General features: G+C 62.9%; 21 protein-coding genes. 15 read left to right on the top strand and 6 right to left on the bottom strand.

Features of this window, described 5'->3' with window-relative positions; genetic code table 11:
• The first annotated feature begins 25 nt into the window (after positions 1-25).
• Together FBT96_RS08925 and FBT96_RS08920 are read left to right on the top strand one after the other, a co-directional pair.
• Entirely contained in the window at positions 26-532 is a 507-nt protein-coding gene (locus FBT96_RS08925; protein WP_394347665.1) for a JAB domain-containing protein, read from the top strand.
• Between the two features lie 98 nt (positions 533-630).
• The gene (locus FBT96_RS08920) at positions 631-2769 is read left to right on the top strand and encodes a ParB/RepB/Spo0J family partition protein (RefSeq protein WP_136905951.1); all 2139 of its coding nucleotides are present in this window, start codon (positions 631-633) and stop codon (positions 2767-2769) included.
• A gap of 63 nt (positions 2770-2832) precedes the next feature.
• On the opposite strand, the gene FBT96_RS08915 is transcribed toward FBT96_RS08920, so the two are convergent.
• Complete coding sequence (locus FBT96_RS08915) at positions 2833-3060, bottom strand: hypothetical protein (protein ID WP_136905950.1); 228 nt, start codon at positions 3058-3060, stop codon at positions 2833-2835.
• Between the two features lie 673 nt (positions 3061-3733).
• Here FBT96_RS08915 and FBT96_RS08910 point away from each other — a divergent pair.
• The 3 genes from FBT96_RS08910 (at position 3734) to FBT96_RS08895 (ending at position 10708) form a co-directional block, all read left to right on the top strand.
• Positions 3734-6403: a PD-(D/E)XK nuclease family protein gene (locus FBT96_RS08910; RefSeq protein ID WP_136905949.1), complete on the top strand. Its 2670-nt coding sequence runs from the start codon at positions 3734-3736 to the stop codon at positions 6401-6403.
• Entirely contained in the window at positions 6400-9555 is a 3156-nt protein-coding gene (locus FBT96_RS08905) for a UvrD-helicase domain-containing protein (protein ID WP_136905948.1), read from the top strand. Before FBT96_RS08910 ends, FBT96_RS08905 begins: the two co-directional genes overlap by 4 nt.
• Before the next feature lie 829 nt (positions 9556-10384).
• Entirely contained in the window at positions 10385-10708 is a 324-nt protein-coding gene (locus FBT96_RS08895; protein WP_136905947.1) for a DUF736 domain-containing protein, read from the top strand.
• Between the two features lie 87 nt (positions 10709-10795).
• Here FBT96_RS08895 and FBT96_RS08890 read toward each other — a convergent pair whose 3' ends face one another.
• A complete protein-coding gene (locus FBT96_RS08890) occupies positions 10796-11833 on the bottom strand; it encodes a nucleotidyl transferase AbiEii/AbiGii toxin family protein (RefSeq protein ID WP_136905946.1) in 1038 nt (345 codons plus the stop codon).
• A complete protein-coding gene (locus FBT96_RS08885; RefSeq protein ID WP_212635370.1) occupies positions 11826-12455 on the bottom strand; it encodes a DUF6088 family protein in 630 nt (209 codons plus the stop codon). Before FBT96_RS08885 ends, FBT96_RS08890 begins: the two co-directional genes overlap by 8 nt.
• A 623-nt stretch (positions 12456-13078) precedes the next feature.
• Here FBT96_RS08885 and FBT96_RS08880 point away from each other — a divergent pair.
• The 8 genes from FBT96_RS08880 (at position 13079) to FBT96_RS08845 (ending at position 17301) form a co-directional block, all read left to right on the top strand.
• The gene (locus tag FBT96_RS08880) at positions 13079-13243 is read left to right on the top strand and encodes a hypothetical protein (protein ID WP_136905945.1); all 165 of its coding nucleotides are present in this window, start codon (positions 13079-13081) and stop codon (positions 13241-13243) included.
• Positions 13244-13428: 185 nt separating this feature from the next.
• Positions 13429-13923, top strand: coding sequence for a DUF6878 family protein (locus tag FBT96_RS08875; RefSeq protein ID WP_136905944.1), 495 nt, complete (start codon positions 13429-13431; stop codon positions 13921-13923).
• A gap of 9 nt (positions 13924-13932) precedes the next feature.
• A complete protein-coding gene (locus FBT96_RS08870; protein WP_136905943.1) occupies positions 13933-14310 on the top strand; it encodes a DUF6915 family protein in 378 nt (125 codons plus the stop codon).
• A 1-nt stretch (position 14311) separates the two neighbouring features.
• Positions 14312-14596, top strand: a complete 285-nt coding sequence (locus tag FBT96_RS08865) for a hypothetical protein (RefSeq protein ID WP_136905942.1) — start codon at positions 14312-14314, stop codon at positions 14594-14596.
• Positions 14589-15026 (top strand): hypothetical protein, encoded by a 438-nt coding sequence (locus FBT96_RS08860; RefSeq protein ID WP_136905941.1) that lies wholly within the window; start codon positions 14589-14591, stop codon positions 15024-15026. The genes FBT96_RS08865 and FBT96_RS08860 overlap by 8 nt, the downstream gene beginning before the upstream one ends.
• Complete coding sequence (locus FBT96_RS08855) at positions 15023-15901, top strand: DUF7007 domain-containing protein (protein ID WP_136905940.1); 879 nt, start codon at positions 15023-15025, stop codon at positions 15899-15901. The genes FBT96_RS08860 and FBT96_RS08855 overlap by 4 nt, the downstream gene beginning before the upstream one ends.
• 125 nt (positions 15902-16026) lie before the next feature.
• Positions 16027-16590, top strand: a complete 564-nt coding sequence (locus tag FBT96_RS08850; protein WP_136905939.1) for a hypothetical protein — start codon at positions 16027-16029, stop codon at positions 16588-16590.
• A gap of 66 nt (positions 16591-16656) precedes the next feature.
• Positions 16657-17301: an antitoxin of toxin-antitoxin stability system gene (locus FBT96_RS08845; protein WP_136905938.1), complete on the top strand. Its 645-nt coding sequence runs from the start codon at positions 16657-16659 to the stop codon at positions 17299-17301.
• Between the two features lie 45 nt (positions 17302-17346).
• On the opposite strand, the gene FBT96_RS08840 is transcribed toward FBT96_RS08845, so the two are convergent.
• Positions 17347-17637, bottom strand: coding sequence for a hypothetical protein (locus FBT96_RS08840; RefSeq protein ID WP_136905937.1), 291 nt, complete (start codon positions 17635-17637; stop codon positions 17347-17349).
• A gap of 166 nt (positions 17638-17803) precedes the next feature.
• Here FBT96_RS08840 and FBT96_RS08835 point away from each other — a divergent pair, with 166 nt between their 5' ends.
• On the top strand, positions 17804-18226 hold the full coding sequence (locus FBT96_RS08835; RefSeq protein WP_136905936.1) for an antirestriction protein: 423 nt from the start codon (positions 17804-17806) through the stop codon (positions 18224-18226).
• Positions 18227-19000: 774 nt separating this feature from the next.
• On the top strand, positions 19001-19324 hold the full coding sequence (locus FBT96_RS08825) for a DUF736 domain-containing protein (protein WP_136905935.1): 324 nt from the start codon (positions 19001-19003) through the stop codon (positions 19322-19324).
• A gap of 139 nt (positions 19325-19463) precedes the next feature.
• Here FBT96_RS08825 and FBT96_RS21625 read toward each other — a convergent pair whose 3' ends face one another.
• The gene (locus FBT96_RS21625; protein WP_136905934.1) at positions 19464-19847 is read right to left on the bottom strand and encodes an HNH endonuclease; all 384 of its coding nucleotides are present in this window, start codon (positions 19845-19847) and stop codon (positions 19464-19466) included.
• Between the two features lie 99 nt (positions 19848-19946).
• The coding region (locus FBT96_RS20650) for a methyltransferase domain-containing protein (protein WP_212635369.1) at positions 19947-20310 on the bottom strand (364 nt) is incomplete at its 5' end.

Below are 20310 nucleotides of genomic sequence, written 5' to 3'. Positions count from 1 at the left end.
ATGCTGGTTGGGCTCAACGCATGAGATCCATATGTCCCGATTTTCAGAACACCCCACTGCCTTCCTAAACCGCTGCTCTGGTGGCTTCGAGCTGACCGCGCGGGAACAGGCCACGATCTTCGCCGCCCGTGAAATCCTGGCCCGCCATATCAACTGCAACCCTGTCCTTTCGTCGTGGCAGGCCGTGATGGACTATTGCGCCTTGTCGGTGCTCGGTGAAGTCGAGCGGTTTCACGTCCTGTACCTGGACCGCAAGAACCGGCTCATTTCCGACGAACGCCTTGGCGTGGGCACCGTCGATCATGTGCCGGTCTATCCGCGCGAAGTCGTCCGGCGCGGCTTGGATCTCAATGCTTCGGCCCTGATCCTGGTCCACAATCATCCGTCCGGCGACCCAGAACCATCGGAGGCGGACATAGCTATGACGAAGGAGGTTGAGAAGGCTTGTGGCGTGCTTGGGTTGACCCTGCACGACCACATCATCGTCGGCGCGGGCCGGGAAGTCAGTTTGCGCGGGCGTGGTCATCTCTGAAGCCTGGCCGTGGGAGAGAGGCAGGGGAGGGCAGGGGGTTTTCGACAGGTTGGAAGTCGAGAGAGCGGCTCTCGGCGCCTGTCGCGGAGATTGGTCCGATGACCAACATGCGGAAAATCACCCTCGCATCCTCGCGGGATATCCCCTTCCAAAATCTGGTCTTGAGCCAGTCTAACGTCCGGCGCGTGAAGGCCGGCATCTCGGTCGATGAACTGGCCGAATCCATCGCGCGCCGCGGCTTGATCCAGAGCCTGCACGTGCGCCCGGTGATCGGCGATGACGGGGCAGAGACCGGCAAGTTCGAAGTGCCTGCTGGTGGGCGGCGCTTCCGGGCACTGGAACTGCTGGTGAAGCAAAAGCGCCTTGCCAAGACCGCGCCGGTGCCTTGCATCGTCAGCGCGGCCGATGACGGCGTGCTGATCGACGAGGTCTCGCTGGCCGAGAACATCGAGCGCGCACCGTTGCATCCGCTGGACCAGTTCCGTGCCTTCCAGGCCATGCGCGAGAAGGGCATGACCGAAGAGGCCATCGCGGCGGCCTTCTTTGTCGATGTGAAGGTGGTCAAGCAGCGCTTGCGCCTCGTCACGGTCGCGCCCACGCTGCTGGAGGTCTATGCCGAAGATGGCATGACCCTGGAACAGTTGATGGCCTTCACGATTTCGGGCGATCACGCTCGGCAGGCGCAGGTCTGGGAAGCCGTCAAGAACTCCTGGTCCAAGGAGCCCTACCAGATCCGTCGCATGCTGACGGAAACCGCAGTGCGTGCGTCGGACAAGCGCGCCCGCTTCCTGGGGCTCAACGCTTATGAGGCCGCGGGTGGCTACGTCCTGCGTGACCTCTTCCAGCAAGATGATGGCGGTTGGCTGCAGGACCCGGTCCTGTTGGAACGGCTGGTCAGCGAGAAGCTGAAGGCTGAAGTCGAGGCCATCGCTGCCGAGGGTTGGAAGTGGATCGAGGTCGCCGTGGGCTTCCCCTACGGTCACACGATGGGCCTGCGCGAGCTTTTGGGCACCACGGTCGATCTGACTGATGAAGAGCGAGCCACCCGCGAAGCACTGCGCGATGAATATGACCGTCTGGAGGCTGAGTATGCCGAGGCCGATGATCTGCCCGAAGAAGTCGATGCGCGACTTGGCGAGATCGAGCGGCTTCTCGGCGCCTTCGACAGCCGCCCGATGGCCTTCGATCCCGACCAGGTCGGCAGGGCAGGGGCCTTCGTCAGCATCGACATCGACGGCACCTTGTTGATCGAGCGCGGCTTCGTTCGTCCCGAGGATGAACTGCGCGAAGTCCCTGCGGGTGCCGCGACGGAAGACGGTCCCCAGGAAAACACGCCAATGAATGCGGATCACGGCGCAAGCCATTCCACAGTGATCAACATGGGCGGTGAGACCCGGCCGACCGAGGACGAAGAGGACGAAAGCGACGCGATCAAGCCGCTGCCCGAACGGCTCGTTATCGAGCTGACGGCGCATCGCACGCTGGCGCTGCGGGACGCTGTGGCCAACAACCCGCGCATTGCGATGACGGCACTCCTGCACAAGCTTGCCATCGACTGCTTCGTCGCCCGTGCCTCCGGAGCTGCCATCGAAGCGACCGTGCGCGAAATCCATCTGCCGGCACAGTCCGCCGATCTCTCCGACAGCTTCCCGGCGCAGAACATCGACGCGCGCCACGCTGCCTGGCGTTTAGACATGCCCTTGGGGCAGGGGGATGAAGTGGTCTGGGACTGGCTCCACGCCCTGGACGAGGCCAGCCGGCAGGCGCTCCTCGCCCATTGCCTCAGCTTCGGGGTGAACGCGCTCTACGAGCGTCCGAACCCCTACAGCGGCATGGGGATCAGCCAGCCCGGCCTTGACCGTCGTCTCCGCGAAGCAGACCGCCTGGCACGCGCCACCCGGCTCGATCTGGTCGAGGCGGGCTGGAAGCCTACCGTTGCCAACTACCTCGGTCGCGTCACCAAGAGCCGCATCCTAGAGGCGGTGCGTGAAGGGGCAGGGTCGCAGGCCGTTGAGTTGATCGCTCACCTGAAGAAGGGCGACATGGCACGCGAAGCGGAGCGCCTCCTCGATGGCTCTGGCTGGCTGCCGGAACCGCTGCGCCTCGATGATCTGGACGTTGGCCCGAAAGCCGTGGCTGAGGACGTCAGCATCGAATTGCCCGCCTTTCTCGCCGAGGATGACGAGGTCCAGCCCGACGACGAAGAGGAGCGCCAGCACCTGATCGCCGCTGAATGACCTTTAACGGGGCGGCTTCGGTCGCCCCGTTTTTTCATGTGGGGGCAAGGAAAGGCAATGATTTCAGGCAAGCCGCTCGGAATAGCGCTTCTTCACAGCTCGATTGATGAATTGATTCAGCCCATCCCCCGCCCGTGCAAGCACGATCATGCGGTCGAGATTGGCCTGTCCGGCCGACAGCGAGGTGTAGCGATAGATCGCGCCGTCCTTGAATGCGACATCCATATGCGTCGATCCGATCACGTAAGCCCGGATTCCAGAATCCTGATCCCAATCACGATATGGAGTCATTGCGCGCCTCACATTACAAGATGTAGCCTGAGCATAGGGGGTGTTCGTGTTTCGTTCAAGCGCAGGTGCGGCTGGTCGGCCCCGGGTTTCGACGCACCTTTGCCAATAGATCATTGAAGCGGCAGGAATCGGGGAGGGGGACGTGGCCGCTGGCCATGCCGCTAGATCATCATCGAGTTGCGCGAGCTGAAGTGGCGTCTCAGCGTTGATCGAGGTGCACCTTGGCCCAATCGCGGCGCTCCGTCGAATCTTTTCCTTTGTCTGCCATCATGCTGGCAGCCCTGACCCAGGTGGAGCGGTGCGAGCCGCGAGGCAATAGGGCAGGGGGAAGGCGCAAGCTAGACTGACCGGTAGCCCGAGCTGGTTTCATCGCCGGTGGTGCCTGAGACATACCGGGCGGGTGCGGCGCAGATGCTCACAATCCTCCCCGCCGGATATGCGGCTAAGAGAGCGGACCTGAACAGCGGGTTCGGAGCGGCGAACCGGCATCAACGGTTCTGGCTGCTGAAGGCTTTCAAGGTGACTTAGCTTAGGATGCACGACTTTTAGGAGGCACGATATTTTTTGACTGGGCTGACGAAAAACATGCTTTTAGCGATGCCAGCGTCCAGGAGACTTTTCTTATCTTGCCAAACGCAGTGTGATCCGACCATCACGGGGTAGGGGGGAGCATATGGATATTGTCTTCGGGCTTTTTGCCGACGGAGGAGCTTTCCCCGACCATGGCGGGGGCAAGACCGGGGCGCTTGGCGCGCCAGTGGTCGGCCCACAAGGCTTGCTCGACATCCTCGAGACTATCTTGGGGCTCTCGGAACCGCGAGCTGCGTTCGTGGTGCGTATAGCTGCCTGGCAAGCGGCGCTCGCTGCGGCGGGACCTGACCGCTTCTGGTCGGCATCGCTTGCGGTCGATGGTTGGAGCAGCGCGCGGACGCTGCTCGGGTGGCGCGACATGCTGATCGAGGCAGGCTGGTCTGCACATGACGACTGGCCACAGGGTCGCATCGCGGATCTTGCCGCAGCAGAACTGCTCGCGAACGCCATGCCCCCGGGTCTTGCTGACCGGCTCCGCCGGGTCCTGCCGCGGATCAGTCCCGCCATAGCCCGCACAATCCGACGGGTTCGCCTTATAGATCCAGGCGACCTGCATGCTTCCGGCTGGCGGACCCTGTTTGATTCGCTGGCAGTTGCCGGCGTAGCGGTCGAAGCCATTGCAACAACGCCAGCAGCGCCTGCTGATACAGCACTTGGCCATATGCAACGTTGGATGGGCGGCAGCGGTGCCGCTGCCACAGCGCCGGACGGATCGATTACCCTGGCAACCGCTGTAAGCGGCTTGCTCGCAACTGAGATAGTCGGTCATTGGACTCGCGCCACTTCATGCCATAACGGCACGATGGCAATCGTCGCGCAGGACGGAGATACTCAGATCCTCGACCATGGCCTCGCGGCGGCACGACAACCACGTGCGGGTCGAAGCCGCAGTTCGCCCCATCGGGGCACACTTCAGCTCCTGCTTCTCGGCTTCAAGATCGCTTGGGCGCCATTTGATCCGCATGCGCTTATGGAGCTGCTTCTATTCCCGAACGCTCCAATTTCGAGCCATACCGCTCGCCTTCTCGCCGACGCCCTCGAAGCGGCTCCCGGCCGCGGCAGCGCAGGATGGACTGAGACTTGGGCCGCGATCGAGGCGCGGGAATATGCCGCTGCCGAGGACAGCAAGACGACCGCCGCCGCAGCCCAGCGTTTGGCCCGTTGGCGAGCTTGGGCAGAGCCTTCGATCTGGGATCCGGTAAGGGGCATGCCTGTAGGGGAAGCGACCGCGATTTGCGATCGCACGATCGCCTGGGCGGTGACCCGCCATGCCAACGGTGGCGATCCCCTCTATCTCGCCACCGCAAGCCTTGCGGCCGATGTCCGAGCTGCGCTCGTGTCGCTGGAACGCCCCCTCCTTCCTCGCACGCTGGTTGAGCGCGTCATCGACCAAGCGCTCGATACAGGTCAACCCAATCCAGCTGTGGTTGCCGAAGCCGCAACTTGGCGGGCCGTGTCACATCCAGGTGCAATCTGGGGCCCTGTCGATGATGTGCTCTGGTGGAATTTCACGACGACGCGCGAGGGTGCAGGGCGGATGCCGTGGACCATTGCAGAGCGGACGTTGCTCGCCGAGCACGGTTGTATCCTGGATGATCCAGGGCTTGGGGGCCGGGCATTGAGCGCGGCTTGGGACCGCGCCATTCTGCACTGCCGTAGGCGACTGCTCTTTGTCAGCGCCGGCCTTGAGGTCCATGACGAGGCCAGTCGGCATCCCGTTGCCCATCGTCTCTCAGCAGCACTCCAGTACTCAGCCGACCATATCCGTCTTGAAGCCGCACTTGGCGCCGGACAACTGGTACTCGCCGGTGAGACGATTAATCGGGTCGCAGTCGACCCTGGCACCCTGCCATCGGCCCGCGCCCAGTGGACAACACCCGCTGGCTTCGCCGCCAAGCTCGAGGGACGGGTCGAATCCGCGACCTCGTTCGAACATCTGTTCTCCTGCCACCTGATGTGGGCGCTGCGTCATGTCGCACGCCTCCGCCAAGGCCGGGCACAGGCGATTCCTGACGAGAATCGGCTCATTGGCAATCTCGCACATGCCTTGGCGCGCGAGATTTTCACCGCAGGCCCGCCACCGGTGCCGCAGGTGGCTGCCGCGCGTACAATGGAGCTTCTGGAGGGGGCGATCGACCGCATCGCGGCACCTTTGCGCCATCCCTCTTTTGCGAGTGATCTGGCTTTCGCCCGACGCAGGCTTCCCTCGGCTATGGCCGCACTCGCCGAAAGCCTCGCGGCAAACGATTTGACTGTCGATTCCACCGAACACCAGATCAGCGCGACGTTCGAGCAGGCGCTGTCGGTGCGTGGTGCGATCGACCTCGTTGCGCGAGACCTTCAGGGCGAAGCGGTGATCGTCGATCTCAAATGGACCCGCAGTGCCAAGAGCCGGATCGATGAGCTCAAGACTGGCCAAGCAGTGCAGCTCGCGACCTACGGGGCCAGCCTCACGGGCACCGAGCCTTACCGGGCAGGCTATTATATGTTGAACCAGCGGCAATTTCTGAGCCTCGCGAATGCAGGACTGGTTGGACGCGGTATTGAAGGCTCGCGCACGCTGCCCGCGACTTGGGACGCGATCACCGAAAGCTGGGTGGGGTGGCGCGATATGGCCATCTCCGGTGTCCTGGTTGCCGCCGGCGTCGAGGGCGCCGAGGCGCTGATGCCGCCTGCTGCTACCCTGGTGCGCGAGGTCCACTGTGATCGCTGCGAGTATCAGACCCTTTGCCGGGTAAAGGGGCTTGGATGAGCATGACATACGGCCGCGTCGACTCAATCATCGCATCGGCGGGAACCGGCAAGACGTTCACGCTGGTCAAAGATATAACAGCGGCGATAGAAGCGGGTCTATCGCCGGACCGTCTTCTCGCGACCACCTTTACCAAGAAAGCCGCGGCCGAGCTTTCCGGGCGTATCCGCACCGCTCTCATCCGCGCGGGCCGAGGCGACCAGGCCGCAGCCCTCCTATCGGCACGTATTGGGACGGTTAACAGCGTCTGCGGCTCACTGATCAGCGAATTTGCCTTCGAGCTCGGCCGGTCGCCGACCGCCGATGTGATCGAGGAAACTCGCCAAAGCGTCATGTTCGCGCGCGCAACGGGCGATGTGATCAGCACCTGGATCGATGAGATGGCCCCGCTCGCGGAAAGGCTCAGCATAGCCGACCGCGACAGGAGCAGCCCGCGTGGCCAGGTTAAGGGATGGCAGGACACGGCGCGCCGTATCGTCGATGCAGCCCGGTCCAATGGCATCGACCGAGAGGGATTGGTCCGGTCCGCCGCACGGTCGACGACAAGCCTGCTCGCGCTGTTGCCGGCGGCAACGCCCGGGGAGACCTCCGAGGGGCTTGATGCAACGCTGGCGGCGGCGGTTCGAACCTGCGCTGCGGCGCTGACACCAGAGCGCCGCGCCGGGCTTAAGAAGGGTACGGTCGACAATGACCTGCCGCGGATCGAAGCCGCACTCACGTTCCTTGATCGTGGCGACCTTTTGCCTTGGGTCGAATGGGCGCGGCTGAGCAAGCTCGGCGCCACCAAAGCAGACAAACCGCTTTTCGAGGGTGTGATTGCCGCGGCCGCGGCACATTTCCGCCATCCCCGGCTGCGCTCCGACCTCGCTGATTTCATCCGGCTCCAGTTCGGGTGTGCGGCAGACTGCCTTGATGCCTATGCTGACTTCAAGAAGGCGCATGGCCTCATCGATTTCGTGGATCAGGAGATGCTCGCGCTACAGATCCTGCGAGATCCGGCCAACGAGACACGACTGCGCGAATTGATTGGCGGCGTGTTTGTTGATGAGGTCCAGGACTCGAGCCCAATCCAGATAGCGATCTTCTCCGAACTCGCGCGGATCGCACCGAAGTCGGTGTGGGTGGGCGATCCGAAGCAATCCATCTACGGGTTTCGCGATGCCGATCCCGAGTTGACGCGCGCGGCGACGACCCAGATCACGGCCGATACAGGCGGTGGTGTCCGCTATTTGCGCCAGTCTTGGCGGTCCCGGCCATCACTCTGCCTTGCGGTCAACGCCGCCTTCCTGGCGAATTTCAGTCGTGTGGGCATGGCTGAGGAAGAGATCGCGTTCTCCGACGACTGGACGAGACAGGACGCGCCCGATATGCCGCCGGCCTTTGCGGCCTGGTCGATCGAGGGCAAAAACAAGGATGTCCGGGCGGACTTGCTTGCTGGGCAGATTGCTGGCCTTTTGGCGCAGGGGGCCTCTTGGCCAATCGTGCCGCGCGACGGCGGGACGCGTCCACTGCGGGGCGGTGATGTCGCAATCCTTTGCCGTAGCAACCCGCAGGTCGCAGAGTTTGCCCGAGCGTTGAGCGTCCGCGGAGTCCGGGTGGCCGTTGCACGTCAGGGACTGCTCGACCAGCCCGAGATCGAGCTCGCCCTGGCCGCGCTCCGCTGGGTCGCAGACCCAAGCGACAGCCTTGCTTCTGTGGAGATCGCACGTTTTACCGTCGATGATGAATCCTGGCTGACGGCTGCTTTCGAAGCCGATGCCGAGCAGGCTATCGCCGACTGCATTCCGTTTTCGGATGCTCTGCGCGCGATCCGTGACAGCGTCTTCCAACTCACCCCGGCTGAGGCGCTCGACGCCGTCCTGCATGTCGAAGGGTTGCCCGACCTGATTGGACGCTGGGGCGATATAGAGCAGCGGCTCCATAATCTCGAGGCCCTCCGGAAACTTGCCGAAACCTATCAGGACGAGTGCCGTGCCGATCGGCAGGCCGCGACCCTGACGGGACTTTGTCGATGGCTCACCGAACAGGGGGACGCGCAACAACCCCAGAGCCTGCACCCGGATGCGGTACAGATCCTGACCTATCATGGGGCCAAAGGTCTCGAATGGCCAGTGACCGTCCTGACCGAACTCGAAGCCGATACGAAGGGGTCACCCTTCCGGCTTGCGGCAGAGAACGAGACCGCACCCGATTGGCGTGCACCGCTCGACGGACGTGTCCTCCATTATTGGCCCTGGCCCTACGGTGACCAGGCAAAAGATGTCGGTCTCGATGCACTAACCGACACCTGCCCGGAAGGGATACGCGCGCTTGCGGCCGAACGGCTCGAGCGCACCAGGCTTCTCTACGTCGGCATGACCCGCGCGCGGGACTACCAGATTCTTGCGCTGACCGGTCGTCCCAGGCTTTGGCTCGACGAGTTGTGCGGCGCCGATGGCCAACCTCATTTGCTTCCCACAGAAGCCGAGCTTAGGATCGGCGGCCAGAAGTTCCCTGCCCGTGGAGCCGCGCCCATCCCCCCCATCAATGAGATGGCACCACAGCTTAGATATGGCCGGGCGACCTGGCCGGCAGTCGATCATCTGCCACTTCGCCTCAATCCAAGCGCTATGCGGTACGAGGGAGCGCTGAAGATCTCGGAGCGGCACCGGCTTGGGGATCGGATTCCGCTGATAGGCAACCCAGACATGATTGCGCTCGGCGAGGCGTGTCACCGCTTCTTCGCCCACGACAACTCAGAAGATCATGGTGCGATCCGCCTCGAACGCGCCGCTTGGCTGCTGGACCGCTGGGGTGTTCCCGAACTCGCACCCGCCGACCTCGTATCTACCTCGGATCGCCTTCATCAGTTTCTGGGCGCGCGTTTTCCGGGCTCCAGGATCATGCGGGAATGGCCAGTCCATGCGCTCATGGACCGTCAGGTCATTGCGGGCCGTCTCGACCTGCTGGTGGACACGATCGAAGGCTTCGTCATCATAGATCACAAGAGTTTTCCGAGCGCCGTTGACCTCGACGAGGAGCGCCTGCGCGCCTTCGCCGGTCAGGCATCGCTATACGCCCGCGCACTTCACGGCGTATCGGGCAGGACGTGCACGGCCTTCTGGGTGCATCAACCCATTGTGGGAACGATGACTCAGATCTCGCTTGAGTGAGGACAGACTAGCAAAACGATTGGTCAGACCATTCGGTAAAGCAGTTGAATGTCCGCATCTTCCGCATAGCCGACGATGCCCCTCGGAAAATGCTGCGGCGGACAGGCGCGACCGTTTCGGAGAGGCAGAATGCGATGCGCACCCCGGCACGACCGTCAGGAATGGGCCGTCAGCTCCAGCTTTCGGACGTGCTTTGCCAGGCGCTCATCGACGCAACGGCTGGTCGGGTAGGTTGATCAGGGGGCCGGTCCTGCGCCCTGATGGTCACAGAGTTGGTAGGATTTTGAGGAGACCTCATCCCGGATCGGTCTGCTTTTTTGCCAGTTACGGCTTTTCGTTCGAATCCTGGCCTTTGTCTGCCATCACGCTGTCAGCCCGGAAGCCGGTAGAGCAGCGGGAGCCTTGAAACCGCAGGTCAGGGGGAGGCGCAAGCTGGCCAGACTTCTGGCGGAGGTGGCTTCATCGCCGGTGGTGCCTGACATGTCTTTCCTGACGGGCCTTCAGTGTCGCCTTGATTTCCGTGGTGTGTCTGTCCCAGCCCGCGTCCAACGGCCTCTGGTGATGGGCTGATCTGCCCGAAGGACGTCTTCGCCTCGACCGCTTCGGCGCAACAGCGTCGTCACAACTTTCTTCCCCTGTCGGCAGAGCCGCCATTCCTCGCGAGGCAAGAAAGTTCCTCCTGTGCTGTCCAGCCCCCGACCCACCCCAGCACGCAAGCGTGCAGGGGACCCCGGGATGCGGGGGTGCGCCAGCGGTCGCCTCCGGGCTGTCGATCGCCATCGAGGCCGCAAGGACGCGGGCCCGAAACAGAGCAAAACGGAGAAAGAACATGGCGACCATCGGCACCTTCAAGAAGACCGGCACCGAATACACCGGTGAAATCTTCACCCTCAGCCTGCAGGCCAAGGGTGTGCGCCTCGTCCCCGACCTGCGGGCCTCGGGCGAGAACGCCCCCTCCCACCGGGTTCTGGTCGGCCGCGCCGAGATCGGCGCCGCCTGGACGAAGAAATCGAACGAGGGCCGCGAATACCTGGGCTTGAAGCTGGACGATCCGAGCTTCGCAGCCCCGATCTACGCCAACCTCTTCGATGACGAAGACGGCGAGGGCCACTCCCTCATCTGGTCCCGCCCCAACACCCGCCGCGGCGACTGATCGTGCACAAGCAAAGGCCCCGGTCGAAAGACCGGGGCCGAAGGCGTTCTTGCTTTAGAGATTAACGGCTGCCACGCCGCATTGACTTCAGCCGTTCACTAAGTCTTGGAGTTGCCCGATCCTCGCAATGATTTCGTCGAAAGCCGGTGGCTTTGCGTCGAACATCATCGGGGCCATGGCTCGATAGTCGGCTCGCAGATCCTTGATGCGTGCCTCGCTCGGCAGAAGGCGCAGGGTGCCCGGGCGGGCAGTTTCATAGCTCGCCCATGCCGAACGGAAAAACACAGCCTTGTGCTTGGCCACCTGCACCAAGAGTTCGTAGTCGCTGCAGGCTGCCTTGCTATCGTCGGTGTCGAGCAGCATCGCGAGATCGTAGAAATGCCGTGAGAAGTACTGCGGCGTTGGCGATTCCGGTGGGCGATGAGCTTCTGCATGGAGCGCCGTCGCCTTCTCCCAGAAGGTACGCCGTGCCGAAAGCACGCGGACTGTGGTATCTGCATCCTCAAAAAAGGCCGGGTAGTCCTCGGCCGCGTAGGGTCGGATGACCTTTTCCTCGGTTGGCCAAGGATCACCGCGTGCCCCGAGCTCTAGTTTCACGCGAGGGGTGATGTAGGACATGCCTGCATATTCGGTGGTCGCAAATGCTGCCGGGTAGTGAAAGTTCACCGTTTGGGCGTCGTTGGGGTCTATGTCCAACGCCCACCCACCTTCGCTTGGTTCGCCCAGTTCCTTGGCGAATGCTGACTGCAAGGCTGGGAGCAGCTGGTTGGCGATGTGAGTCTCGACGTCGCGTACCAGATCGTCGATCAGCTTGGCGGCCTTGTTCTTTCCGAGACCTTCTTGCTCTGGGTCGCGATCCCCGGCGTAGCCAAGCTCGGCACGATCAAAAGAAAGGTCGATGTCTTCGGAAAACCGCCGGATCGCGTTGAAGGCTTTCGAAAGCGAAGTTCCACCTTTGAATACCAGCGAAGCTGTCGGGCCTTTCGGCAAGGTAAAAATGCGCCGCAGGGTCCAGCAGACCCAGAAGTCCTTTTCGATGATAGTGTTCGCCACGCCCCGACCGGCACCGGTTTCCCCGAAGAGGGCGGCGCGGTCCGCGGCGGAAAGGCGTGCGACCTTATCCAATGCGGTCGCCCGTCCCGAGATCGGCAATCGACAGCAAGGTGGAGCGCATCCAGGCGGGCGCTTGGGCGGCGCTTTTGGCGAGGGTCCTCTTGTCGCTCTCCGTCAGGCTTTGAGCCGCGATCCGAAGTACATCTGCGGCGCGGGATACGCCCACATGGCGTAGCGCCTGAACTACGGTTCCTGCCGGGCTGCCAGGCGCGATAAGATGCTTGGGCGAGGCATGGCGGAGATCGACCACGCGCTTACCCAGAACCACGCGCCGGGATGGTCCATCCGTCAGCCAGGAGCTTTGCGCAGCGACTTGCGTTGAGAGGCCCAGTGTGTTTGCGGCGCGCGCGCCATCTATCTGCAAGTGCGATCCAGTTTCCCGGGCTAGGGCCTGCGCCACAGCATCAGGTGCAGGGGTAAGGGCCCCGAGCATAGGGTGCAACTTGGGGAAGTCGTAGAGCCCGCGCGCAAGTCGCCGGAGATGTCCTGCCTTGGCCAGACGTGACAGAGCCTGGTCAACTGCAGCACGTGCGGCCATGTCGAGGAAGTCGCGCGGCGTGAACACGCTGCCGCGTCCGCTTGCGCGGACACGCTTCATGACCCGATCGGGAACGGAGGCGGACGTCGTCATCATGCGTCAGAAAATAGGCTATGTTTTTCTGACAATCAAGTGTGGAGATTTCAAGATAGGTTTCGCATTGATCGACTGCAGAACTTCGGCAAGGAAGACGATGGCACACCCCGGCAGAGCCGGGACCGGGCTCTGGTCGTCCGACTGGAGCCTGCTGGGCAGTCTCCCCCCATTCGGGCAACGATCCCTAGTGCGACGGCTGATCCAGCCGGAAGAACGCCGATGGTGTGAGGATCGGCGCGTTGCGGCCTCGTGCCAGAGGTCGGGTCGGGCGCGTGGCCCGCCTCATATACATGGGCAGCATTGGAATTCGTGAGACCCCGGTCTGGAACACGACGATCAATTGGGACCAACTTGGCGGCACGGCTGGCGAGCGGTTGGCATCCCGTGAAGGGGCAGGGCGCCTGTCCAGGGTCAAAACCCCATCCCCCGCTTCCATTCGCTGTCCTTGGTCTGATCCGTCTCTTTGACACTCAACCCCAGAGGGGTCGGCTACGCGAGCGTGCCGCCCTCGCGGATTCGGACGAGCCGAACGCACGAGGGTGATTGCAGATCCGGTCAAACACTTCGGGCGCCTGTCGCGCGGGGGATGGTCCTCCGCCCCCAAGAAGACAGGAGCCAACCCCATGTCCTACAAGGATGCCACCGCTTTCGCCGCCTCTCTCGCTGCCACGCTCATGGTCTCGATCGTCGTGTTCCAGGCCGGGGACGGCACCCACGCAGCGATGCCGTCCGATGAATACGATGGCGACGAAGCCCTCGTCGCCCTGGAAATCGACCCCTGGCAGTGAGGCGCGCAAGCGCCTCACCCCCCCAATCCGGGAGCGCTTACCAGCGCGCCCGTCCGGGGACACGGAACCGAACCTAAGGGTTCGGCAAGGGAGAGGTCGAGGAGGGAGCGGGCAGGGCGAGCCCGCTGAGACAGAGAGAGCGGCGGCGTGCTCACCTGTAACCCGCTCTCCCCGGAGATCCTGAAATGACCATCCATCTTCCCGGCCGCGCTGCGCCGACCCCTGAACTCTCGTCCGAACTGTCCCGCATTCTGGCCGAGCAGGCCGAGCGTGACGCTGCCGAGGCGGCGCTTCACGCCCGAAACAAGGAGGTGCTGTTCGATGGGCTGCGCCATGTTGGCATCGCCCATGTCCTGGTCAGCTTCGACGGCTCGGGCGACAGCGGGCAGATCGAAAGCATCGAGGCCCAAAATGATGCCGATCAGAGCGTCACGCTGCCCGCCGCTCAGATCACCTTTGCTGGCATCGACTGGCAGAGCGGGGCACCCACCGAGCGCATTCTGCGCCTCGAAAGCGCCGTCGAAGAGCTTGTCTACGACCTCCTCTCCGATACCCATTCCGGCTGGCAGGACAATGACGGCGCCTATGGCGAATTCTGTATCGATGCCCGCGCCCGGACCATCCATCTCGAGTTCAACGAGCGGTTCACCTCGTCCGAACTCTTCACCCATGATTTCTGAGGGGCGGCGATGGCACATCCTTATCACCACGCGCTGTCTTCAGTGAAGAAATGGGGCGGGACGGTCGAGGACTATCTCGCCTGCCATGAATTCTTCGATGCCTCGAAGCTCATCCTGGCGGACTTTAGGCATCGCGCCCTCCGTCATCATGCCGAGGGGATTTTCCTGCTGGAGCAGATCCATGGGAAAACCCTCACTCTGTTGTCGGGCCGGGTGATCCCGACCCGCTGGGTCGGCGAGCAGCATGTCCGCGAGGATCTGGGTTTCATCCCCAGCTTTGCCGATTGGGCGCGGTCGATCCGGGCCGAGCCCTGGATGGGCCGCACCCAGAAGATCGAAGCCGAGGTCGATCCGTATCTGGCGAGCCCCGTGCGGGAGGTCAGCTGACATGAGCCGGGTATATCAGAACCTCGGTCTTCCACCCGAAGCCTCTCCCCTCACGGTCGTCCGCACGGCGATCCGCCGGCTGCATCCCGACACGCTCGCGGTCCGCAGTTGGCGCGAGGCGCGCAAGCGCTATTACCGCGACCTCTTGCAGGCCCATGCCGCGGCGCAGGCGCCGCCAAAATCCCCCAGCCCGCAGAAGCGGGCTGATCTTCCCCCAATCGCCACCCAACCTGACCCGGCCGTGTGGCCCGGGTTTCTCATTCTAGAAGGAGCCCATCGTGGCTGACTATTTCACCCAATTCTCCTGCGTCCTGGACGTGGGCACGGCCAACAAGGCGATCGCGGCGCTCGATCTCTTCCTGCGCTTGCGCAAGGAAGACGAAGCCTCGGACGATCCGGAATTCTCGGGCTTTGCGCTGGCGCTGCAGGATGGCCCGGGCAGTTCGGTGCTCTGGTTCCATGACGATGGGGAGGGCGACGTCGAAGGCGTCATCCGCTTCGTGCTGCGCCTCGCGGAAGACCTCGATCTCACCGGCCTCTGGGGTTTTGACTATGCCAACACCTGTTCCCGGCCCCGACTGGAGGCGTTCGGCGGCGGCGCCCATGTCATTGACCTCGGTGCGCGCAAAAGTATTGGCTGGATCAGCACCCATGAATGGCTGACTGCTGCGCTGAACGGCGAAGACATCGAAGCGGTGGAGGCGCTCGTCGCATGAACACAGTTGTTCCGACTTGCGCGCCCGCCTCTTTCCCCATCCCGGAATTCGGCCGCAGTGCCGAGGGCCTGATCGTCGCCCGGGTCGGCGATGCCGCCTATGCCATGCTCCCCAAAGCTGATGGCCGACATTTCCTCGGCAGCATTTGGCGTCTCTCCAAACCCCTGTCGGACTGGAAGCGGTCCGACTTCTACGGCCATGGCGGCGATGTTGCTGACGAGGCTGCTTTCCGCGCCCTCGTTCAGGAACAGGCCGAGCATCAAGGCGAGAAGGCCACCCTCGGTCGGCAGGAGTTCCGCGCCAATGCCAACACGCCCTGGGGACCATCGCAGGGCGCGGTCCGCTACAGCGAAGGCGTGGTCTTCCACTCGACCTCCGGTCATGGTGGGTTCCACCTGTCCGCGGACCGCAATGCTCAAGTCCATCGCCTGCTGCGCGACGCTGGTGGCTGGTACGAGGAAGATGCCGCGTGGGCCGCTGTAGCGACCGCTTGGCCGGATCTCTTCACGGGGCTTGAACGGCGCCAAGCCGAAGAGACCCTGCGCCACAACTGGCCAGATGCCTGGGAGGCGATCAAGGGCCGGGCGCTGCGTCCTGGTGAATCCCGCACGCGTGATGGCGAAGCCTTTGCCCGCGATCACGCGAAAGACTGGGTCGTGATCTCGGCGATCTATTCCGACCAGCATCGCGGTTTCACCGAGGTGATCGCCACGTGCGGCGGGCGGCGCGATCCACAATCTGAAGAGCGCCGCTTCCTTGTCCCCTCTGGGGACTACAAAGTTGGCGCCTTCGGTTTCGTCATCGATGAAGCACGGCACGCCGTCTGTGACGGACCGTCGAGTTTTATTGGTTGGCGGGGCAGGGCAGGCGGCTGATCCCCAAGTGGCGGGTGCATGGCTTCTCGGTCGGGCACTCGCCAGAGGGAGAGATGGGCGGGTGGTTCCGTGACGGGTTTCAGGGTGGGAGAGAGTCTCCTGCCGCCCGTTGCGGAGTGATCCCGATGACTGCACCTATCTCCCAAACCGCCTTCCGTGGTCCCGGCGACAACTTGATCGGCGGGGTTCTTGCCCATCTGCGCCTTGCGGACCGCTTGCCCCTGCGGGTCAGCTGCCAATGTCGAGCGCATTGGGACGATCCGGCGCTCGATCAGCTGTGCTTCGAGCGCGAAGTCGATCTCGGCACCTGCGGTGACCTCGCGGTTGCCATGATCGTAGCTCGCACCGCACTAACTTCCGGTCTGATCGCCGCAGGCAGCGATCCGGCCCTGCGTCTGGCGCCGCAGTTCATCACCATTCTCGATGCCGACCACTGCCTGGTGCTGGCAGGTGACGTGCAGGCAGGCCTGATCAGCTGGTGCGCTCCGGTCGACAGCGATGCCGAGGCGCGGCGCGTGGTGACCGACGCCTGCGGGCTTCGAGCCGAGGCCCGCGCGGCGACCGACGTCGACGATCCCGCGTCGGCTGCTGCGCTCCTCACCCGCGCCCGCTCGCTGGAAGGCCGACTGGTCGAGCCGTTCTGGCGCGACCTTGCAGCCGCTGCAGTCGATCACGCCCTGGTGGCCTGATCTTCGCCCCTTCCGGAAACCCACCCCCCGCCATTCTGCTGGGCCATGCAACAGAGGGACCCGCTGATGCCCGAAGTGATCTCAACGACTGTCTATCGCCTCAATGAACTTCCCGACGGCGCCAAGGACAGAGCCCGCGCCTGGTATCGCGAGGGCGGTTTTGACCATGACTGGTATGATGCTGTCTACGAGGACTTCCAGCGCATCGCGGAAATCCTCGGCATCCGCCTGAAGACCCGGGCCACTCGCCTTATCGGCGGTCGCACCCGCGAGGATCCCTGCATCTGGTTCAGCGGCTTCTGGTCGCAAGGCGATGGTGCGGCTTGGGAGGGCGTCTATTCTTACCGAAAATCCGCCGCAGCCGGACTTCGCGCTTATGCGCCGAAGGACAAGACCCTGCACCGGATCGCGGAGACCTTGCAGGCGGCGCAGCAGCGGAATTTATACCAGCTGCGCGCCGAGGTCACGCATCGCGGCAACTACTACCATGCCTTCACCATGGCGGTCTCTGTGTCCCGGGACAGTGCGGCCGCGGTCGAGGGCATCGGCGATGCCGCGTCCATTGTCACCGATGCGCTGCGCGACCTCGCCAATTGGCTATATCGCCAGCTTGAGCAGGAATACGACTACCTGACATCGGACGAGGCCGTGGACGAGACGCTGATCGCCAATGGCTATACCTTCACGGAGGAAGGGCGGCGGTTCGGATAGCTGCCCCGAAATCCGTCCATTCCCGTCCCGGGCCCCGGTTGTCCCTCAGCGGTTGCTGTCGATCCAGCGCGACAGCAACTGCCGGTCCCGAAAGCATTCGTCCGGCACGGCGCGGCGTTTGATCCGCGCAAGCCGTTCGGCAAAGGCGACCTGCTTGGAGGTTGGATGGCTGGTGTCCGCAGGCTTCAACTTCGCCTGCGACTCAATCCAGGCGCTGAGCGAGCGGCGGTCTTGCTGAACTTCCCAAGGCAACAGGCTCTGGTTGCGGAGCGCCAGAGACCGCGCATAGGCGATCTGGCGTTCAGTGGCGGGCAAAGCAAACGTGGCAGCGTCCATGATGGATCTCCCATGTGGATCGTCTCTCCAATATAGAACATATAGAGAACAAAATCAACTCCCCGACCGCAGGAGAGGGAGAGTTGGGCCGGAAATCGGCGTGTTCGGGTGGGTCGAGAGAGCCGCCGGGGCGCGCAATTCACCCCCTGATTCGGAGGATTTCCAAATGACCGAAGCTGCAACCGCCCTGAAACCTGCCACCCTCGTACCCGAGGCGCGCCGGATGGCGTTCTTGCCCGCGCTCTTTAGCCCCGCCCTGATGCTGATCGGCGAGCGGGCCGTCTATCAGTTCATGTCCTGGCTGGCCCCCGACGATTACAATGGCGGGCTCTGGAGTTTCCACGAGCGAGGTGGGCAGCCCTTGTTCCTTTCGCCCGACGCCGACAATCGGTTCCGCATCTACTGCGAGACGAACGGCTACATGGGCGAGCTTTCGGCCGAGGCCGCGGGGATCATCGCCACCCTCTTCGCGCTATCCCATCTCTCGTTCCGATATGAGGCCGACCAACTGTCCGAAGCCTACATGCGGCTCTACGAGTTCGCGGGCGACCATCCCGAGGCAGGCGAGATCTTTAAGGCGATCGACTGACGCGGGCACCCCGCAAGCCGACTGGAAATTCCTGACCCTTTAGCACCCTCCTGCGGTTTCGTCGGGGGGTGTTTGCATTTGGCTGGCCTAGTTTGGCACGGACGGCATTCGCCGTTCGTCGACCGCTGCTGCGTGAGGATTTCAGCGGCTGGATGGCCCCGGGTTTCGACAGGACTTTGCCAAGTGATCATTGTTGCGGCAGGTATTGGGGCGGTGAGCGAGGGCAAGGGCCTCACCGTCAGATCATCATCGAGTTGTGCGGGTTATGATGGAGTCTCAGCCAAGATCGACCAGCATCTTGGCCCAATCGCTGCCCTCGTTCGAAAATCGTCCTTTGTCTTCCATCTTTCTGGCTGACCTGAACCAAGTGGAGTGGCGGGCGCCGCGAGGCCGCAGGTCAGGGGGAGGTGCAAGCTGGCCTGACTGGTCGCTGAGGTGGTTTTATCGCCGGTGGTGCCTGTCTTGTCTTACCTGATGGTCCTTCAGGGTCGCCTTGATCTCCGTGGATTGTCTGTCCCAGCCCGCGTCCAACGGCCTCTGTTGATGGGCTGATCTGCCCAAAGGTCGTCTTCGCCTCGACCGCTTCGGCGCAACAGCGTCGTCACAACTTTCTTCCCCTGCCGGCAGAGCCGTCATTCCTCGCGGGACAAGAAAGTTCCTCCTGTGCTGTCTGGCCCCCGCGAGGGGGGTGCGCCACCGGTCGCCTTCGGGCTGTCGATCGCCATCGAGGCCGCAAGGACGCGGGCCCGAAACAGAGCAAAACGGAGAAAGAACATGGCGACCATCGGTACCTTCAAGAAGACCGGCAGCGAATACACCGGCGAAATCTTCACCCTCAGCCTGCAGGCCAAGGGCGTGCGCCTCGTCCCCGACCTGAGGGCCTCGGGCGAGAACGCTCCGTCCCACCGGGTCCTGGTCGGCCGCGCCGAGATCGGCGCCGCCTGGACGAAGAAATCGAACGAGGGCCGCGAATACCTGGGCCTGAAGCTGGACGATCCGAGCTTCGCCGCCCCGATCTACGCCAACCTCTTCGATGACGAAGACGGTGAGGGCTCGAGCCTCATCTGGTCCCGCCCCAACACCCGCCGCGGAGACTGATCGTGCAAAAGCAAAGGCCCCGGTCGAAAGACCGGGGCCGATGTCATTTCGACCGAAGAGGACTATGCAGTGTTCGCGGTTCGCCCAAAAAGCAGCGATACGTTGAGCAGGCACCGAACTCACGGCGGCCACAAAAGTCTCACTTCCTGCGTGCCGAGAACCCGACTCCTGCTCCACCGTAATTGCACCGCGCGCACTCGGGGCGAAGATTTGCAATGCAGTCCGATCCACCTTCTGTCAGGGCAATTATATGCCCTTTTGTGAATGGGTTGCGCTGACCATTCGGGCGTTCGACTTCGTCCCAAGGCCGATTGCAGCCGGGACAATGTGTGAAGGTTGCGGCAAGGGAAAGCCACTCAGCTTCGGTATGGGATCCGGGCGCTTCGGCTTTGCGCTTCCTGTAGGCCGCTGCTGCCCGCCGATGACAAGCAGCGCAATTGCCGCGTGGGCGTCGTTCGAGAGAGCCACATACGGAACCGTCCGGCAGTATCCTGGGGCAAGGCGTCGAAGAAATCGAAGTCATTAGAACTCCAAGGAAGTGCTTCGCTGTCTATCTAGAAAAGCATCCATCGCTAGCGAAGATATTTTCACATGATATCAGCGCATTGCACAAGATATGGGATCAATTGGAACGTTCAAAAACAAAACCGCGCCAATCGTAACCGCTACGTCCAAGAGCATCCTTGGCCTCAAAACGGTGCAAACATCTGAACCCTGCAGCATCAGCTGCGGCTAATACGTCGTGGTCGGCATGATCGAAGAAAATGCCGGGCGGCTCATCTGGCATCGGTGTTCGCAGATTGATCGCAAGTTTGCCTGCAGGGACTAGCACTTGGGCGAACGTCGTGAGGCTTTTTTTCAAGTCCATGGGCTCAACCAACATCAGCACTGCGGAACAAAGGATTAGGTCGAAGCGCTCTGTTTTCTCGACGATACGCTCCAAGTCGGGAAGGCGATCATCGATCCAAATGACACCCTTACTGTTT

The sequence above is a fragment of the Rhodobacter capsulatus genome (assembly GCF_005144475.1).
Lineage (GTDB): Bacteria > Pseudomonadota > Alphaproteobacteria > Rhodobacterales > Rhodobacteraceae > Rhodobacter > Rhodobacter capsulatus_C.
Note: the sequence above shows the minus strand (reverse complement) of the source record. Positions and strands in the feature narration are given on the sequence as shown.

Excerpts from the sequence above, each read along its gene's own strand:
- FBT96_RS08920 (WP_136905951.1), top strand. The coding sequence starts at position 631 with ATGACCAACATGCGGAAAATCACCCTCGCATCCTCGCGGGATATCCCC.
- FBT96_RS08915 (WP_136905950.1), bottom strand. The coding sequence starts at position 3,060 with ATGACTCCATATCGTGATTGGGATCAGGATTCTGGAATCCGGGCTTAC.
- FBT96_RS08910 (WP_136905949.1), top strand. The coding sequence starts at position 3,734 with ATGGATATTGTCTTCGGGCTTTTTGCCGACGGAGGAGCTTTCCCCGAC.
- FBT96_RS08905 (WP_136905948.1), top strand. The coding sequence starts at position 6,400 with ATGAGCATGACATACGGCCGCGTCGACTCAATCATCGCATCGGCGGGA.
- FBT96_RS08895 (WP_136905947.1), top strand. The coding sequence starts at position 10,385 with ATGGCGACCATCGGCACCTTCAAGAAGACCGGCACCGAATACACCGGT.
- FBT96_RS08885 (WP_212635370.1), bottom strand. The coding sequence starts at position 12,455 with ATGATGACGACGTCCGCCTCCGTTCCCGATCGGGTCATGAAGCGTGTC.
- FBT96_RS08880 (WP_136905945.1), top strand. The coding sequence starts at position 13,079 with ATGTCCTACAAGGATGCCACCGCTTTCGCCGCCTCTCTCGCTGCCACG.
- FBT96_RS08875 (WP_136905944.1), top strand. The coding sequence starts at position 13,429 with ATGACCATCCATCTTCCCGGCCGCGCTGCGCCGACCCCTGAACTCTCG.
- FBT96_RS08870 (WP_136905943.1), top strand. The coding sequence starts at position 13,933 with ATGGCACATCCTTATCACCACGCGCTGTCTTCAGTGAAGAAATGGGGC.
- FBT96_RS08865 (WP_136905942.1), top strand. The coding sequence starts at position 14,312 with ATGAGCCGGGTATATCAGAACCTCGGTCTTCCACCCGAAGCCTCTCCC.
- FBT96_RS08855 (WP_136905940.1), top strand. The coding sequence starts at position 15,023 with ATGAACACAGTTGTTCCGACTTGCGCGCCCGCCTCTTTCCCCATCCCG.
- FBT96_RS08850 (WP_136905939.1), top strand. The coding sequence starts at position 16,027 with ATGACTGCACCTATCTCCCAAACCGCCTTCCGTGGTCCCGGCGACAAC.
- FBT96_RS08845 (WP_136905938.1), top strand. The coding sequence starts at position 16,657 with ATGCCCGAAGTGATCTCAACGACTGTCTATCGCCTCAATGAACTTCCC.
- FBT96_RS08840 (WP_136905937.1), bottom strand. The coding sequence starts at position 17,637 with ATGGACGCTGCCACGTTTGCTTTGCCCGCCACTGAACGCCAGATCGCC.
- FBT96_RS08835 (WP_136905936.1), top strand. The coding sequence starts at position 17,804 with ATGACCGAAGCTGCAACCGCCCTGAAACCTGCCACCCTCGTACCCGAG.
- FBT96_RS08825 (WP_136905935.1), top strand. The coding sequence starts at position 19,001 with ATGGCGACCATCGGTACCTTCAAGAAGACCGGCAGCGAATACACCGGC.
- FBT96_RS21625 (WP_136905934.1), bottom strand. The coding sequence starts at position 19,847 with ATGACTTCGATTTCTTCGACGCCTTGCCCCAGGATACTGCCGGACGGT.